Origin of the sequence: Vibrio neptunius, from assembly GCF_000967495.1 — a bacterium.
GTDB lineage: Bacteria > Pseudomonadota > Gammaproteobacteria > Enterobacterales > Vibrionaceae > Vibrio > Vibrio neptunius.
Map to the genome: position 1 here is coordinate 37,281 of NZ_JXXU01000022.1, position 15,592 is coordinate 52,872.

Here is a 15,592-nt window from a genome sequence, read left to right on the forward strand (position 1 = left end):
ACAGGAATTAATCGAGGTTGACACGCTCACGTAATTCCTTGCCTGGCTTAAAGTGAGGGACGTATTTTCCATCAAGCTCGACTTTTTCACCAGTTTTCGGGTTGCGACCTACACGAGGTTCGCGATAATGCAAAGAGAAACTACCAAATCCGCGAATTTCAATTCTATCGCCGGTTTCTAGTGTCGAAGCCATATGCTCTAGAATGTCTTTCACAGCATCTTCAATCTCTTTCGCTGAAAGGTGGGTTTGCTCAGCGCAGAGTCTCTCAATCAGTTCAGACTTAGTCATAGTTTCCCTCGTAGAGTAGTTTATCACTTATTATAGTAAGTAATACCAATTCCAACAAACACTTGCTATCAATTCTAGACACAAAACCAATAAATTGCGCAATTTTCAAATCGCGTTTTATCAGAGTTACTTGCTGAGATTGGTATTAGGACTCGTTTAGCTCAATCCATAAAAAAGGAGCCTTTCGGCTCCTTTTTCAGTAAAGCGATGTATTATTCGCCTTTAGCTGCTTTGAAAGCGTCAGCCATTGCGTTACCGAACGAAGCATCATCTGCTTTGTTCAGAGAAGCCATTGCTTCTTGCTCTTCTGCTTCATCTTTAGCTTTAACAGATAGGTTGATTACGCGATTCTTACGGTCTACACCAGTAAACTTCGCTTCAACACTGTCGCCAACGCTTAGGATTAGAGAAGCATCTTCTACGCGGTCGCGAGCAACTTCAGAAGCGCGGATGTAACCCTCTACGCCTTCTTCTAGTTCGATAGTTGCACCTTTAGCATCTACTGCAGTAACAGTACCGTTAACTAGTGCACCTTTCTTGTTCTCAGAAACGTAAGCATTGAATGGGTCATTTTCCATTTGCTTAACACCTAGAGAAATGCGCTCACGCTCTGCGTCAACTGCTAGAACAACTGCAGAGATCTCGTCACCTTTCTTGTACTCACGTACTGCTTCTTCACCAGCAACATTCCAAGAAATGTCAGATAGGTGAACAAGACCGTCGATGCCGCCATCTAGGCCGATGAAGATACCAAAGTCAGTGATAGACTTGATCTTACCAGTTACCTTGTCGCCTTTAGCTTGCGCTTCAGCGAAAGATTGCCATGGGTTAGCTTTACACTGTTTCAGGCCTAGAGAGATACGACGACGTTCTTCGTCGATTTCAAGAACCATAACCTCAACTTCGTCGCCAACATTAACAACTTTAGATGGGTGGATGTTCTTGTTAGTCCAATCCATTTCAGAAACGTGTACTAGACCTTCAACGCCTTCTTCAATTTCAACGAAACAGCCGTAGTCAGTTAGGTTAGTAACGCGACCAGACAGTTTGTGACCTTCTGGGTAACGTTTAGCGATTGCTACCCATGGATCTTCACCTAGTTGCTTAAGACCTAGTGATACACGTGTGCGCTCACGGTCGAACTTAAGAACTTTAACTTGGATCTCGTCACCAACGTTCACGATCTCAGAAGGGTGCTTAACGCGCTTCCAAGCCATATCTGTGATGTGTAGAAGACCGTCAACACCACCTAGATCTACGAATGCACCGTAGTCTGTTAGGTTCTTAACGATACCTTTAACTTCTGCGCCTTCTTGTAGAGACTCAAGAAGCTCATCACGCTCAACGCTGTTCTCAGACTCGATTACCGCACGGCGAGAAACAACTACGTTGTTACGCTTCTGGTCAAGTTTGATAACTTTGAACTCTAGCTCTTTGTTTTCTAGGTGAGCAGTGTCGCGGATTGGACGTACGTCTACTAGAGAACCTGGAAGGAAAGCACGGATACCGTTTAGTTCAACAGTGAAACCGCCTTTAACTTTACCGTTGATGATACCAACAACAGTTTCAGCTTCTTCGTAAGCTTTCTCAAGAACGATCCAAGCTTCGTGACGCTTCGCTTTCTCACGAGAAAGTTGAGTCTCACCGAAACCGTCTTCAACAGCGTCTAGCGCTACGTCTACTTCAGAACCAACTTCAACTTCAAGTTCGCCAGCCGCGTTCTTGAACTGTTCAGCAGGGATTGCAGACTCAGACTTAAGACCAGCGTCAACAAGAACGAAACCGTTCTCGATAGCGACTACAGTACCTTTAACGATAGTACCTTGTTGGAATTCAGTCTCGTTTAGAAACTCTTCAAAGAGTTGAGCAAAAGATTCAGTCATTTATTTAATCTTCAATAAATTAAACGTCCACGGGTGTCCTACCACGTGGGGTTATTAGCTTCGCCGATCATCATCCATGCGATCAACGTTCTTACCTAGCCGCCTAAACGACTAGCTTAGATTCGATATATTGTAGTGCCTTTTCTACCACTTCGTCGATGTTCATTGTAGTAGAGTCAAGCAACAGCGAGTCCTCTGCGGGGCGTAATGGTGCCACCGAGCGGTTACGATCTCGGTCGTCACGCTCTTGGATCTCGCTCAAAAGGTCGTCAAATTTAACATTTAACCCCTTGCCTTGCAACTGTTTAAGGCGGCGGTTCGCTCGCTCTTCTGCACTAGCATCGAGGAAAATTTTCACTTCAGCTTGAGGGAAAACAACTGTGCCCATATCACGACCGTCTGCAACTAGCCCCTTACCTTCGGCAAACGCACGTTGACGTCGAAGTAGGGCTTCACGCACTCGCGGAAACGCAGCAACTTTTGAAGCCGCCATTCCAGTCTCTTCTTTGCGGAGCTCACCTGAAACGTCTTCCCCTTCCAGAATGACTTTGACTAAGTCACCTTCGGCAATGAACTGAACATCAAGATGTGTTGCTAATGGTACAAGCGCATCTTCAGAGTCCAGATCGACACCATGGTGAATTGCAGCCAAAGCCAAGACACGATAAATCGCACCGGAATCCAATAAGTGAAAGCCAAACTTCTTCGCTAGAAGCATACAGAGAGTGCCTTTACCTGCACCACTTGGTCCATCAACGGTTACAACCGGCGTATGAGACGACATGTTTTACTCCACATTAGTTGAAAATAATAGCCATTGAGCTGACCAATATTCGGCGTGAATTATAGTGGGATTCACCTCTCTGCACCAGAGAGTATTGAAAGGAAAAAGCTAAAAAAATAGAGCGCTAAGCGCTCTACCTATTTACAACTTTATGCGGCTAAGGTTTTTGTCGATTAAAGCAGGACCAATACCTTTAACCAAAGCCAAATCACTCACCTTCAAGAATGGACCGTTTTCTTCTCTATACCGAACAATCGCTTGGGCTTTTTGGGCACCAACCCCAATCAGGAGCGCTGCCAATTCAGCCGCTTCAGCGGTGTTAACATTCACTGTAATTTCAATTCCAGCGTATTCTGCGTTGTTGACTTTTTCAGCCGAGATGCTGATCGGACTATAGGCCACTATCACCATTAAAAGGCTCATCCAGAGTGTGCGTAACATTTGCTCTCCTCGTCTAAGTAACATGATGGAAAAGGTACCGTAAAGGAACCTGCCGACAGAAAGGGAGAAAACTGCTCAAAATAAAACGGGCTGCAGATGCAGCCCGTTATTAGTGGTTTATCAGTTACATCCATTCAGATTACTGAGTCACAACATAATATTCGATATCTATGGTTTTACGAAGGATATTGATTAAACCGGAAAGGTCTTGCTGAGCGTTCATCTGGGTTAACTGAGTACTAATCTGTTCATTGTACTGAGTATTATCATCAGATTTCACTTTGGTAAGTTCAACCACAACAACATCGCCATTAAAATCTTTTGCCTGTGCAAATTCGACTTCACCTTCGTTGGGTTTTTTCATAGAGAACACTACGTCAGCCAACGGAGAGCTACGATCAATGTTTTCCAAGTCACTAAAAGCAAGACCATTTTTAGTCATTAGGTCTTTGTTGCCCTTCTTCAACTCTGCAACCAAATTGTCAGCAAGCTCAATTGCGCTTTGTTCACCTTTCACTTTCGCCAGCGCCGTTGTCACTTGCTCGCGAACGTCCTCTAGTGGAAGTACTGTTTCGTCACGCGTATCTTCTACACGAACAACAATCACGTGTTCAGGTGCCACTTCTATCACTTCTGAGTTCAACCCATCTTCTTTCACTTCAGGGCTTAAAATGGCCTGCATTACAGCGGGGGTTTTTAACAACTCCGGCGCATCAGCTTGAGAAATGAAGTCTGTCGCTTGAATTTTAGCTTTGACTGCCCTAGCCGCATCATCCAAAGAATCTGGATATTCAAATGCAACTTTTTCTAGCTCACTCTGCAGCCCATAGAATTGATCAATGGCTTGTTGGTCTTTCAGTTCCTGTTTTATTTCAGCAGCCACTTCATCATAAGGCTTAACCACAGAACCTTTCAGCTCATCAAGCTTAATGATGTGATAGCCAAAATCAGATTTCACCAAACCTGTCACGTCACCAGCCTTCTTAAGAGCAAACGCTGCCTCTTCAAATGCTGGGTCCATAACATCACGCTCAATCCAACCAAGAGAACCGCCTTCAGAAGCACTTCCAAAATCATCAGACTTTTCTTCAGCTAAAGCAGCAAAATCAGCACCAGCGTTTAATTGGTCCAGAATAGACTGAGCTTTAGCTTTGTTATCGCCTTGAATCAAGATATGGCTAACACGACGCTGTTCTTGTGAAGAATATTTATCAAGATGATCTTGGTAATATTGCTTAGCTTGCTCATCAGAAATTTGTACTGCCTCTTTCAACTGCTGTGCAGACAGCTCGATATAAGCTACTTTAACTTGTTCAGGACGAGTATAACGATCTGAGTTTTGAGTGTAGTAGTCGTTAATTTCAGACTCAGATAGCTCGGCCTTCGAAGCAAATTCAGACAAAGAAAGCGTCACTTTCTTAATTTCACGAGTCTGGGTCAAAAGCTTGCTTTGCGCGTCCACTTCACCTTCTAGTGAGAAGTCACTCGATTGGATAGCAGTGAGCAGTTGATTGCGTACAAGGTCTCTACGCAGATATTCTGCAAAGCTATCAGGCGTAAAGCCAGCACGACGAAGAGATGCTTGATATATCTCTTGATCAAACTTGCCATCCACTTGAAATTGAGGCATGTCCACGATCATGCTTCTTACCTGATTATCACTAACACGTAAGCCCAGAGCCTCAGCATGTTGTTCAAGCAACAAATCGTTGATCATTCGGTCAAGCACTGACTTACGGAAAGATTCAACGTAGCTTGGGTCCGCCAGCAGATTAGAGAAATAATCGCCAAGCTGAGCTTGCATGCGATTGCGCTCGTTCTGGTAAGCTTGTTCAAACTCACCACGACCAATATCTACATTACCAACCTTTGCTGCTGAGTTGTTGCTACCGCCAACAATGTAGCTGCCAACACCAGCAAAGACGAAAGATAGGATGATTAATCCAAGGATAATTTTAACCGCGATGCTATTAACGCCTTCGCGTAATCGATCCATCATATGTAAAACACTCTCCGCGTATGGTCCGCACTAGCTCTTATCGCTGCTAACACGGCGTACGTTATAATTAAAATCAGATAGCGCGATAATATCAGAAAAAGAAATGCGCATCAGTATGATGCGCATAATTAAAAAAGGTTCGATAAAAACTGCCGCTATCGGCAATTTCAAGACTAGTTACAAGAGTCTTTCAGAGCTTTACCAGCTTTGAATGCTGGAACTTTTGCTTCTGCGATTTGGATTTCTTCACCCGTTTTTGGGTTACGCCCCGTACGAGCTGCACGAGTACGCACACTAAATGTACCAAAGCCTACTAACGCAACTTGATCACCTGACTGAAGAGTGTCACCTACTGCTTCAATAAATGCGTCAAGAGCACGTCCCGCTGATGCCTTTGACAGGTCAGCGCTTTCTGCAATTTTTTCTACTAATTGTGTTTTATTCACTGTGATTCCCCTTTGCGCCACCTGTTGTTATTTTTAAAGGCAGCATTCGTTCCATTTCAATTTAAAACTAACTTCAACCCCTTGTACAATAAGGCCTGAAGCTATGTGAGTAACGTTAGCGCCCAAAAAAAACGCTGACAAGCCTTTTTATGCCAATCAGCGTAATCTTTTACTTATTTTTGCTGCACATCACTATTTTACAGCAGCAATTTCGACACCTGACGGGTCTTTTTCTAGCGCTACTTTCAGAACATCGTCAATCCAACGAACTGGAATTACCTTCAGATCAGCAATAACGTTTTCTGGAATCTCTTCTAAATCACGCTCGTTATCTTTTGGAATTAAGACCGTTTTGATGCCACCACGATGCGCTGCCAGTAGTTTCTCTTTCAAACCACCGATAGGTAAAACTTCACCACGAAGGGTAATTTCACCTGTCATCGCGACTTCCGCTTTGACTGGGTTACCTGTGAGGCTTGAGACAAGCGCTGTACACATTGCAATACCCGCACTAGGGCCATCTTTCGGTGTCGCACCTTCAGGAACGTGGACATGGATATCACGTTTCTCATAGAAGTCCGAGTTGATGCCCAACTTAACAGCACGAGAACGAACCACTGTCATCGCAGCTTGAATCGACTCTTGCATCACATCGCCAAGAGAGCCAGTTTGAGTCAGCTTACCCTTACCCGGCATCGCTTCTGTTTCAATCGTGAGAAGATCGCCACCGACTTCCGTCCACGCTAAGCCAGTTACCTGACCAATGCGGTTACTGTCATCCGCCTTACCGTAATCATGACGTTGAACACCTAAGTACTCTTTTAGGTTATCCATGTTCACAATGACCGTTTTAAGGCTACTGTCGAGCAGGATATTTTTCACCGCTTTACGGCAGATCTTGGAGATTTCACGCTCTAGGCTACGCACACCTGCTTCACGTGTGTAGTAACGAATAATGCCTATGATTGCAGAGTCTTCAATCTCTATTTCACCCAGCTTCAAACCATTACGTTTGATCTGTTTCTCAACTAAGTGACGTTTTGCAATGTTGAGCTTCTCATCTTCTGTGTAACCCGATAAACGAATGACTTCCATACGATCCAATAACGGACCTGGAATATTCATTGAGTTAGACGTTGCAACAAACATCACGTCAGATAGGTCATAATCAACCTCTAAATAGTGATCGTTAAAGGCGTTGTTTTGCTCTGGATCCAGTACTTCCAGTAGAGCTGACGAAGGATCACCACGCATGTCAGAAGACATTTTGTCGATCTCATCCAAAAGAAATAGTGGGTTTTTAACACCAACTTTAGACATCTTCTGAATCAGCTTACCTGGCATAGAGCCTATATAGGTACGACGGTGACCACGGATTTCAGCTTCATCACGTACACCACCCAGTGCCATGCGGGTGTATTTGCGACCTGTTGCAGCAGCAATTGAGCGACCTAGTGAGGTTTTACCTACACCTGGAGGCCCGACAAGACACAGGATCGGTCCCTTGAGCTTATTGATTCGGTTTTGCACCGCGAGATATTCAAGAATACGCTCTTTAACACGCTCAAGACCATAATGGTCTTCGTTAAGCACTTCTTCTGCTTTCGCCAAGTTTTTCTTAACTTTCGAACGCTTATGCCATGGTACACCCAGCATCCAATCAATATAACCACGCACTACAGTCGCTTCAGCCGACATTGGCGACATCATTTTCAACTTCTGCAGTTCTTGCTCTGTCTTTTCTCGCGCTTCTTGAGGCATTTTTGAGTCGATGATTTTTTGTTTCAGAGCTTCAAACTCGTCCACACCATCTTCCGTCTCACCGAGCTCTTTCTGAATCGCTTTCATCTGCTCGTTCAGATAATACTCACGCTGAGATTTCTCCATCTGCTTTTTGACACGGGTACGAATGCGTTTTTCAACCTGCAGCAGGTCAATCTCGGATTCCATTTGTCCCATCAAAAATTCTAGACGTTCAGTCACACCCAGAGTTTCAAGCACAATTTGCTTGTCCGCTAACTTCAAGGGCATGTGGGCTGCGATCGTATCCGCTAAACGTGCTGCTTCATCGATACCGTTTAGAGAAGTCAGTACTTCAGGTGGTATTTTCTTGTTTAGCTTAATAAAACCTTCGAACTGATTAATCGCACTACGAACAATCACTTCTTCTTCGCGCTCGTCGAGCTGCTCAGTGTTCAAATACTCGGCATCAGCAGTGAAGAATTCTTCTTCAGTAAACTTGTGAATTTTTGCACGTTGCTGGCCTTCAACTAGCACTTTCACCGTCCCATCAGGCAGCTTAAGTAATTGAAGAATAGTTGCCACTGTACCAACATCGAACAAATCGTCTTTTGTTGGTTCATCTGTTTCCGCTTTTTTCTGCGCAACTAACAATATTTGCTTGTTGTTGTCCATTGCTGCTTCAAGGCAAGCAATTGACTTTTCACGACCAACAAACAAAGGAATTACCATGTGCGGGTAAACGACTACATCTCTTAGAGGTAGTACGGGGATCTCGATACGTTCGGAACGTTCCAAGTTCATATTCTTCTCTCTTCCGCTTAGTCCTATGAGCAGTATATGGGGGCTAATTGGTTGGATTCAATGAAAGAATAAAAAAAAGGAGGTAAATGATTACCTCCTTAAATTATTCATTAATTTATGTGAATCTGATTAGGATTCAGCACCAGCAGCCTGGTTATCTGAGTTGCTGTAAATGAGCAATGGCTCAGACTCACCATTGATTACAGACTCATCGATCACAACTTTACTCACATCATTCATAGACGGCAGTTCGTACATAGTTTCAAGCAGAACACCCTCTAAAATTGAACGCAATCCACGTGCGCCCGTTTTACGTTCCATCGCTTTCTTCGCAATAGCACGCAAAGCGTCTTCACGGAATTCAAGTTCTGAGTCTTCAAGTTCAAAGAGCGCTGCATATTGCTTCGTTAGTGCATTCTTTGGTTCACATAGAATTTGGATAAGCGCTTCTTCATCCAGCTCTGTCAATGTTGTCGTCACAGGAAGACGACCAATGAACTCTGGAATCAAACCATACTTCACCAAATCTTCTGGTTCTACTTGTGTAAACAACTCACCGACAGTTTTGGTTTCATCTTTAGAACGCACTTCCGCGCCAAAGCCAATGCCCGTACCAGTTGCTACGCGTTGCTCAATCACCTTGTCTAGACCAGCAAATGCACCACCACAGATAAACAAAATCTTGGAAGTATCGACTTGAAGGAACTCTTGTTGTGGATGTTTACGACCACCTTGAGGTGGCACAGAAGCTACTGTGCCTTCAATCAGTTTAAGTAGCGCCTGCTGAACACCTTCACCAGACACATCACGTGTGATAGATGGGTTTTCAGCTTTACGTGAAATCTTATCGATCTCATCGATGTACACGATGCCACGTTCTGCTTTTGCTACGTCATAGTCACATTTCTGCAGCAATTTTTGAATGATGTTCTCGACATCTTCACCCACGTAACCAGCTTCAGTTAACGTAGTCGCGTCTGCCATGGTGAATGGTACATCGAGGAAACGCGCAAGCGTCTCGGCAAGCAGCGTTTTACCACTACCTGTAGGTCCGATAAGAAGGATGTTACTTTTACCAAGCTCCACTCCTTCACTTGTCGTATCTCCATTACGTAAACGCTTATAGTGGTTATAAACGGCTACCGCTAGCACTTTCTTAGCGTAATCTTGCCCTATCACGTAATCATCTAGGTGTTCCCGAATCTCTCTTGGCACTGGTAGTGCTTCAGATTGCTTCTTAGGCAGAACATCTTTGATCTCTTCACGAATAATGTCGTTACACAAATCGACACATTCGTCACAAATATAAACGGATGGACCTGCAATTAGCTTGCGAACTTCGTGCTGGCTTTTGCCGCAGAAAGAGCAGTAAAGAAGCTTACTACTACCGCTCTCTTTGCTTTTGTCTGTCATTCGCTAACCTCTTAGCCTTTACTCTTTATGTTCTGAGTGTATATCAATTATAGCCAAAATGCTCTGGCAATTATTACTCACCGCGATGAGTCAGTACAGCATCGACCAAACCATATTCTACCGCCTGTTCTGCGGCCATAAAGTTATCACGGTCAGTATCACGCTCAATAACTTCAAGAGGTTGGCCTGTGTGTTCTGCAAGCAACTTATTCAGCTTCTGCTTGATAGTCAGGATTTCCTGAGCGTGGATTTGGATGTCAGATGCCTGTCCTTGGAAGCCGCCTAGTGGCTGGTGAATCATAACGCGAGAATTTGGCAGTACATAACGCTTGCCTGGAGCACCACCAGCAAGAAGGAAAGCCCCCATAGAGCAAGCTTGCCCCATACACACAGTGCTCACATTGGGTTTGATAAACTGCATAGTGTCATAAATAGACATACCCGCAGTCACGCTACCGCCTGGTGAGTTAATGTATAGGAAAATATCTTTATCAGGATTTTCGGATTCTAAGAAAAGCAGCTGTGCCACGACAAGATTTGCCATGTGGTCTTCCACTTGACCTGTTAAGAAAATCACTCGCTCTTTTAAAAGACGAGAGTAAATATCGTAAGAACGTTCACCGCGGGAAGTTTGTTCAACCACCATTGGTACTAGCGCGTCTAAAATTGGTGACATTGCATTTTTTTCTTGGTAGCTCATATTCTTATGTCCCTAAAATAAATGGCCCGAATGATAAACATCATACGGACCATTGTTAGCAGAATAGTTAACGTTCCGTCAACCTTCTACGCAAGATATTGCTTATTAAGCTGGCTGCTGTTGGTTCATTAGCTCGTTGAAGCTAACTTCTTTCTCAGAAACCTGTGCTTTAGCGATGATAGCATCAATGGCTTGCTCTTCTAGAGCAACATTACGCATGTTGTCCATCATCTGAGTGTTTTGCTCGTAGTAAGCAATTACTTCTGATGGATCTTCGTATGCTGTAGCCATATCTTCGATCAGTGCTTTCACTTTCTCATCGTCAGCTTTTAGCTCTTCAGACTTGATTACCTCACCTAGAAGAAGACCCACCACTACGCGACGCTTAGCTTGCTCTTCGAACAGCTCACGTGGAAGTTGCTCTGCAGCTTCTGGGTTGCCACCAAAACGCTGTGCAGCTTGCTGACGTAGTGTACCGATCTCTTGATCGATAAGTGCAGATGGTACGTCGATTTCATTTTCGTTCACTAGACCATCAAGCGCTTGCTCTTTGATGCGGTTTTTAACGGCTTGCTTAAGCTCACGCTCCATGTTCTTACGAACTTCAGCTTTAAGAGCGTCAACGCCACCTTCAGCTACACCAAACTTAGAAACGAACTCATCGTTGATTTCTGGAAGCTCACGAGCTTCAACTTTGTTCACTTTGATCGCGAACTTAGCGGCTTTACCTTTTAGGTTTTCAGCGTGGTAATCTTCAGGGAATGTTACGTCGATATCGAATTCCATACCCGCTGTTTTACCCGTGATACCGTCTTCGAAACCTGGGATCATGCGACCTGCGCCCATTTCTAGTGGGAAGTTCTCAGCTTTACCACCTTCGAACTCTTCGCCGTCGATAGAACCAACGAAATCGATAGTTGCACGAGTACCTTCTTCAGCAGCTGAATCAACTTCTGCCCAAGTCGCTTGTTGCTTACGTAGAGTTTCGATCATCTCTTCAACGTCAGCGTCTTGCACTTCAGTTGTTGGCTTTTCAACAGTGATGTTCTCTAGACCTTTCAACTCAACTTCTGGGTAAACTTCGAAAGTTGCTTTGAATACTAGATCTTCACCTTCTTTGCTCTCTACTGGAGCAAAAGTTGGTGCGCCTGCTGGGTTGATTTTTTCTTTAACGATCGCTTCGATGAAGTGGCGTTGCATTACTTCACCCATTACGTCTTGACGTACTGCTTTGCCGTACATCTTCGCAACCATTTTTAGAGGCACTTTGCCTTTACGGAAACCATCGAAACGACGGTTTTTAGCGATGTTGCGTAGTTCAGCTGTTACAGCATCTTCGATGTTAGCAGCAGGAACAGTAATGTTTAGACGGCGCTCTAGGCCCTCTAGCGTTTCAACAGTAACTTGCATTATTCATTAACCTCAAAACTGGCTCAGACTGAGCTGAGCGTATGTGCCCTAAAACCATAAAAAGTTCAGGACCCATCCTTGTTTGCGCTCTAAGAGCACTCTTCGTAAATCGAGTATCGGTAACCAAACGAGTCAGTTACCGGACTAATTAGCGATATCTTTCCAACCAAGTTGATGAAAGGTATCTCCGATTAGCCTCAGGATAAAAATTTAGACGCAGCATTCTACCGACCTGATCGGTCACTGTCGAGCCGATCCCTAACATAGGTCAGGCTTTACCCTAAAAACTCAGTTAACTGCTAAAAAAATCGTCAATCAAGCAGCCAACGTTTCCAGAAATGGGGACGTTAATCGGTTTTTCAAGAGAAACTAGTCTTTTTTCTGAATTAAACGATAAAACTAGATCCAAGTCCGGTTTTGCTACTCATTTTCGTTACACAAACCAACACACCCGTAACAAAAAACATTACCCTAGTTTATCAGTAGTACCTCAATTACAGGGAACATGATGTCATTTTTTCGTCGAGCCAATGCCTACCTGTTTATTCTCTACCTGTTCTGCCTAATTGTCGGCTCGCGGTGGGTATGGAATTACCACTATCACTTACTACTCGACGAACATCAGGCACAACTCGATCGCTTTGCTAGCCATATTGCTTCAAGACTCGATAAATACGCTCATCTCCCTCAATTGCTAGCTAAAGACACTGAGCTAATTTCTGCCTTGATGCGGCCGGACAACCCAGCCCAACTCGACATTACAAACCGCTATTTAGCAAACGTTAACAACATTATTCAAGCGTCAGATACTTACTTGATAGATCGGGTCGGCAACACAATTGCGGCCAGCAACTGGAATTTGGAGCGATCATTTATTGGCAAAAACTTTTCGTGGCGTCCCTATTTTTCAGAAGCGGTAAAAGGCAACTCCAGCCAGTATTTCGCGCTCGGTTCCACCTCTGGGCAAAGAGGTTATTACTACTCATTCCCTGTCGTGTACGCAGGTGAAATAGCTGGCGTTATAGTGGTCAAGATGGACCTCTCTGCAATCGAAGAGAACTGGAAAAGTAAGCAAAATACTTTTGTTGCTACTGACAGCTACGGCGTGATTTTCATGTCGAGCAACCCGCAATGGTTATTTAAAAGCCTGCTCACTCTGGCAGAAGCGGAACGTAATCAGATTTCCAACAGCCGACAATACCTAGATAAAGACATAAAATCTCTCGGGCTGGTTGGGCAACTCGATAAGGCCCAGTCTGAGCTTGAAAACCATTTGCTCGGCTGGATACAAGGCGACTACATTGTCTCCAGTCGCACACTTTCCTTGCTCGATCTTACCATTCGTGTTTTGACTGAAAAGATAACGGTTTTTTGGTCTACGCTAAGTTTCGCCCTGATACTGACTCTGCTGTTTGTGATTGCATTTTTAACACTGCAACTGACCTATCAAAGACATCTCAAAAAGCGTCAGTTTGAACAATTGCAGTCTGAAGCAAAGCAAAAGCTGGAATTTCTAGTATTGGAACGGACCTCAGAGTTGCAAGCTGAAGTCATGGAAAGATCTCGTACCGAACAGGTTTTAAGGCAGACACAAGATGAACTTGTTCAAGCGGCAAAACTTGCCGTTCTTGGCCAAATGTCTGCCAGTATTAGTCATGAACTAAATAATCCGCTCGCCGCTATACGAAGCTTTGCCGACAACGGGCGTCGCTTTCTGGATAATAACAAACTTGATCGCGTTGATGACAATCTAGCGCGTATTTCAGCCTTGACCGACCGGGTGGCAAAAATCAGCAATCAGCTAAAATCCTTTGCGCGCAAATCAGATACGAGCGACAAAAGCGTTCTCGATATCGAACCTATCCTACTCTCAGCGAAGGAACTGGTTGCACCTCAGATAAAGTCTTATCGGGTAGAATTAGCCACACAGTTTAATCACACCACAGGTTCCGCCGAGGTAAATGCGATTCAGCTTGAACAGGTTTTGATTAATCTGATCACTAACGCTGCACAAGCTGTGAAAGAGCAGGACGAACGCATTGTCGAACTCCTCACTGAACAAACAGAGGCATCGATCATGATCTATATCGATGACAACGGCCCAGGAATTAAAAAAGATCAAGCTAAGCACCTATTTGAGCCATTCTTTACTACGAAGCAGAATGGTCTGGGCCTTGGCCTATCGATTTCCCAACAGATCATTAAAGCGATGGATGGCCAGTTAACCGTCGAGACCTCGCCATATGGCGGAGCAAGGTTTGCCATACAGTTACCATTTCATGTTTCGACTTAAGAGATAACTCAAAGGATTCTTGATGTACGACGTCTTTTTTATCGATGACGAAAGCGATATTCGCTTAGCCATAGAGCAGAGCTTCGAGTTAGAAGAAATATCCGCACAATTTTTTTCCAGTGCCGAAGATGCACTTCTTGCCATTAAGCAGGACGGTTTGCCAAAAGTGGTTATTTCCGATATCTGCTTACCCGGTCTTTCCGGTGAAAATCTGCTTTCAACGGTACTGCATCAGGACAAAGATGTTCCCGTCATTCTCATTACGGGCCATGGAGATATCTCCATGGCTGTTAACGCCCTCAGAAATGGCGCTTATGACTTTATCGAGAAGCCTTTCCCCATCGACCGGCTCATCGATACCACACGACGCGGATTGGAAAAGCGTGACCTCACTCTCGAGAATCAGGAACTCAAGCGCAGTCTCAAAGCGAGCCAGACCCTCGGCCCTAGAATCATAGGTGACACACCGTCTATCCAAATGCTGAGAGAAACCATTTCACATATTGCCGATACCGACGCCGATATTCTCTTATTTGGTGAAACAGGGACAGGCAAAGAGCTGGTTGCTCGTTCAATTCACGAACAAAGTTCAAGACGCGACGCGAACTTTGTCGCCATCAACTGTGGCGCAGTGCCTGAGAACCTCATCGAGAGTGAGCTCTATGGCCACGAGAAAGGCGCATTTACTGGTGCAGAAACTAAGCGTATCGGTAAGTTTGAGCATGCTCAGGGCGGAACCTTATTCCTTGATGAGATTGAATCCATGCCGATGCAGGCACAAATTCGACTGTTACGCGTCCTTCAGGAACGCGTAATTGAAAGAGTGGGTTCGAATGAGCTGTTACCACTGGATATAAGAGTCATTGCCGCTACGAAAATGGATCTTAAAAAAGCCGCAGAGGCAGGGGAATTTCGTCAAGATCTCTACTACCGCCTTAACATCGTCACGCTAGATTTGCCTGCACTGAGAGAACGCAAAGAAGACATTACGGCTCTGTTCCATCACTTCCTGTTGGTTGCCGCTTCACGCTATGGAAAAAGTGCCCCTGCGCTTCCAAACAGCGCACTGAGTCAGCTTTTAAGCCATGATTGGCCCGGTAATGTCCGCGAGCTAAGAAACGCCGCCGAACGTTTCGTCTTGCTGGGTAAGCTGACTCAATTTGGAGAAAACACAGAGCAAAGTACTCAACCACTCTCACTGGCGACACAAGTGGCAGAGTTCGAGAGAAGTGCGATCGAGCAAGCGTTACTTGAGTCTGGAGGCAGTATCAAACAAACCATGGATAAACTCAGCCTTGCGAGAAAAACGCTCTACGACAAAATGCAACGTTACAGGCTAGACAAAGCCAACTACAAAACCGATTAATCACAGTAATAATAAAGCCAGCAC

12 protein-coding genes are annotated in these 15,592 nt (G+C 44.6%); 2 read left to right on the top strand and 10 right to left on the bottom strand.

All coding sequences use genetic code 11. From position 1 onward, the window contains the following. Window positions 1-7: 7 nt before the first annotated feature. The 10 genes from ihfB to tig form a co-directional block, all read right to left on the bottom strand. The gene (gene ihfB, locus TW84_RS08550) at window positions 8-289 is read right to left on the bottom strand and encodes an integration host factor subunit beta (protein WP_045975246.1); all 282 of its coding nucleotides are present in this window, start codon (window positions 287-289) and stop codon (window positions 8-10) included. A 212-nt stretch (window positions 290-501) separates the two neighbouring features. Further along, the gene (gene rpsA, locus TW84_RS08555; RefSeq protein ID WP_045975247.1) at window positions 502-2,172 is read right to left on the bottom strand and encodes a 30S ribosomal protein S1; all 1,671 of its coding nucleotides are present in this window, start codon (window positions 2,170-2,172) and stop codon (window positions 502-504) included. A 103-nt stretch (window positions 2,173-2,275) separates the two neighbouring features. Further along, complete coding sequence (gene cmk / locus TW84_RS08560; RefSeq protein WP_045975248.1) at window positions 2,276-2,956, bottom strand: (d)CMP kinase; 681 nt, start codon at window positions 2,954-2,956, stop codon at window positions 2,276-2,278. 141 nt (window positions 2,957-3,097) lie between these two features. Continuing rightward, entirely contained in the window at window positions 3,098-3,397 is a 300-nt protein-coding gene (locus TW84_RS08565) for a ComEA family DNA-binding protein (protein WP_045975249.1), read from the bottom strand. A 139-nt stretch (window positions 3,398-3,536) separates the two neighbouring features. After that, window positions 3,537-5,396, bottom strand: a complete 1,860-nt coding sequence (gene ppiD, locus TW84_RS08570; RefSeq protein ID WP_045975250.1) for a peptidylprolyl isomerase — start codon at window positions 5,394-5,396, stop codon at window positions 3,537-3,539. A gap of 173 nt (window positions 5,397-5,569) precedes the next feature. Continuing rightward, complete coding sequence (locus TW84_RS08575; protein ID WP_045975251.1) at window positions 5,570-5,842, bottom strand: HU family DNA-binding protein; 273 nt, start codon at window positions 5,840-5,842, stop codon at window positions 5,570-5,572. A gap of 192 nt (window positions 5,843-6,034) precedes the next feature. Further along, complete coding sequence (lon, locus tag TW84_RS08580) at window positions 6,035-8,386, bottom strand: endopeptidase La (protein ID WP_045975252.1); 2,352 nt, start codon at window positions 8,384-8,386, stop codon at window positions 6,035-6,037. 129 nt (window positions 8,387-8,515) lie between these two features. Next, window positions 8,516-9,799, bottom strand: coding sequence for an ATP-dependent protease ATP-binding subunit ClpX (clpX, locus tag TW84_RS08585; RefSeq protein WP_045975253.1), 1,284 nt, complete (start codon window positions 9,797-9,799; stop codon window positions 8,516-8,518). Between the two features lie 73 nt (window positions 9,800-9,872). Beyond that, a complete protein-coding gene (gene clpP / locus TW84_RS08590) occupies window positions 9,873-10,499 on the bottom strand; it encodes an ATP-dependent Clp endopeptidase proteolytic subunit ClpP (RefSeq protein ID WP_045975254.1) in 627 nt (208 codons plus the stop codon). 105 nt (window positions 10,500-10,604) lie between these two features. Beyond that, window positions 10,605-11,909 (bottom strand): trigger factor, encoded by a 1,305-nt coding sequence (gene tig / locus TW84_RS08595; protein ID WP_045975255.1) that lies wholly within the window; start codon window positions 11,907-11,909, stop codon window positions 10,605-10,607. Window positions 11,910-12,417: 508 nt separating this feature from the next. Between tig and TW84_RS08600 the strand changes: the two genes are divergently transcribed. Next, window positions 12,418-14,202: a sensor histidine kinase gene (locus tag TW84_RS08600; RefSeq protein WP_045975256.1), complete on the top strand. Its 1,785-nt coding sequence runs from the start codon at window positions 12,418-12,420 to the stop codon at window positions 14,200-14,202. A 22-nt stretch (window positions 14,203-14,224) separates the two neighbouring features. Beyond that, entirely contained in the window at window positions 14,225-15,568 is a 1,344-nt protein-coding gene (locus TW84_RS08605; RefSeq protein WP_045975257.1) for a sigma-54-dependent transcriptional regulator, read from the top strand. The last annotated feature ends 24 nt before the right edge of the window (window positions 15,569-15,592 follow it).

What these genes read in the sequence shown, in the direction of transcription:
- tig (WP_045975255.1), bottom strand. Translation starts at nt 11,909, where the DNA reads ATGCAAGTTACTGTTGAAACGCTAGAGGGCCTAGAGCGCCGTCTAAAC.
- rpsA (WP_045975247.1), bottom strand. Translation starts at nt 2,172, where the DNA reads ATGACTGAATCTTTTGCTCAACTCTTTGAAGAGTTTCTAAACGAGACT.
- TW84_RS08605 (WP_045975257.1), top strand. Translation starts at nt 14,225, where the DNA reads ATGTACGACGTCTTTTTTATCGATGACGAAAGCGATATTCGCTTAGCC.
- TW84_RS08600 (WP_045975256.1), top strand. Translation starts at nt 12,418, where the DNA reads ATGTCATTTTTTCGTCGAGCCAATGCCTACCTGTTTATTCTCTACCTG.
- TW84_RS08565 (WP_045975249.1), bottom strand. Translation starts at nt 3,397, where the DNA reads ATGTTACGCACACTCTGGATGAGCCTTTTAATGGTGATAGTGGCCTAT.
- clpX (WP_045975253.1), bottom strand. Translation starts at nt 9,799, where the DNA reads ATGACAGACAAAAGCAAAGAGAGCGGTAGTAGTAAGCTTCTTTACTGC.
- cmk (WP_045975248.1), bottom strand. Translation starts at nt 2,956, where the DNA reads ATGTCGTCTCATACGCCGGTTGTAACCGTTGATGGACCAAGTGGTGCA.
- clpP (WP_045975254.1), bottom strand. Translation starts at nt 10,499, where the DNA reads ATGAGCTACCAAGAAAAAAATGCAATGTCACCAATTTTAGACGCGCTA.
- lon (WP_045975252.1), bottom strand. Translation starts at nt 8,386, where the DNA reads ATGAACTTGGAACGTTCCGAACGTATCGAGATCCCCGTACTACCTCTA.
- ihfB (WP_045975246.1), bottom strand. Translation starts at nt 289, where the DNA reads ATGACTAAGTCTGAACTGATTGAGAGACTCTGCGCTGAGCAAACCCAC.
- ppiD (WP_045975250.1), bottom strand. Translation starts at nt 5,396, where the DNA reads ATGATGGATCGATTACGCGAAGGCGTTAATAGCATCGCGGTTAAAATT.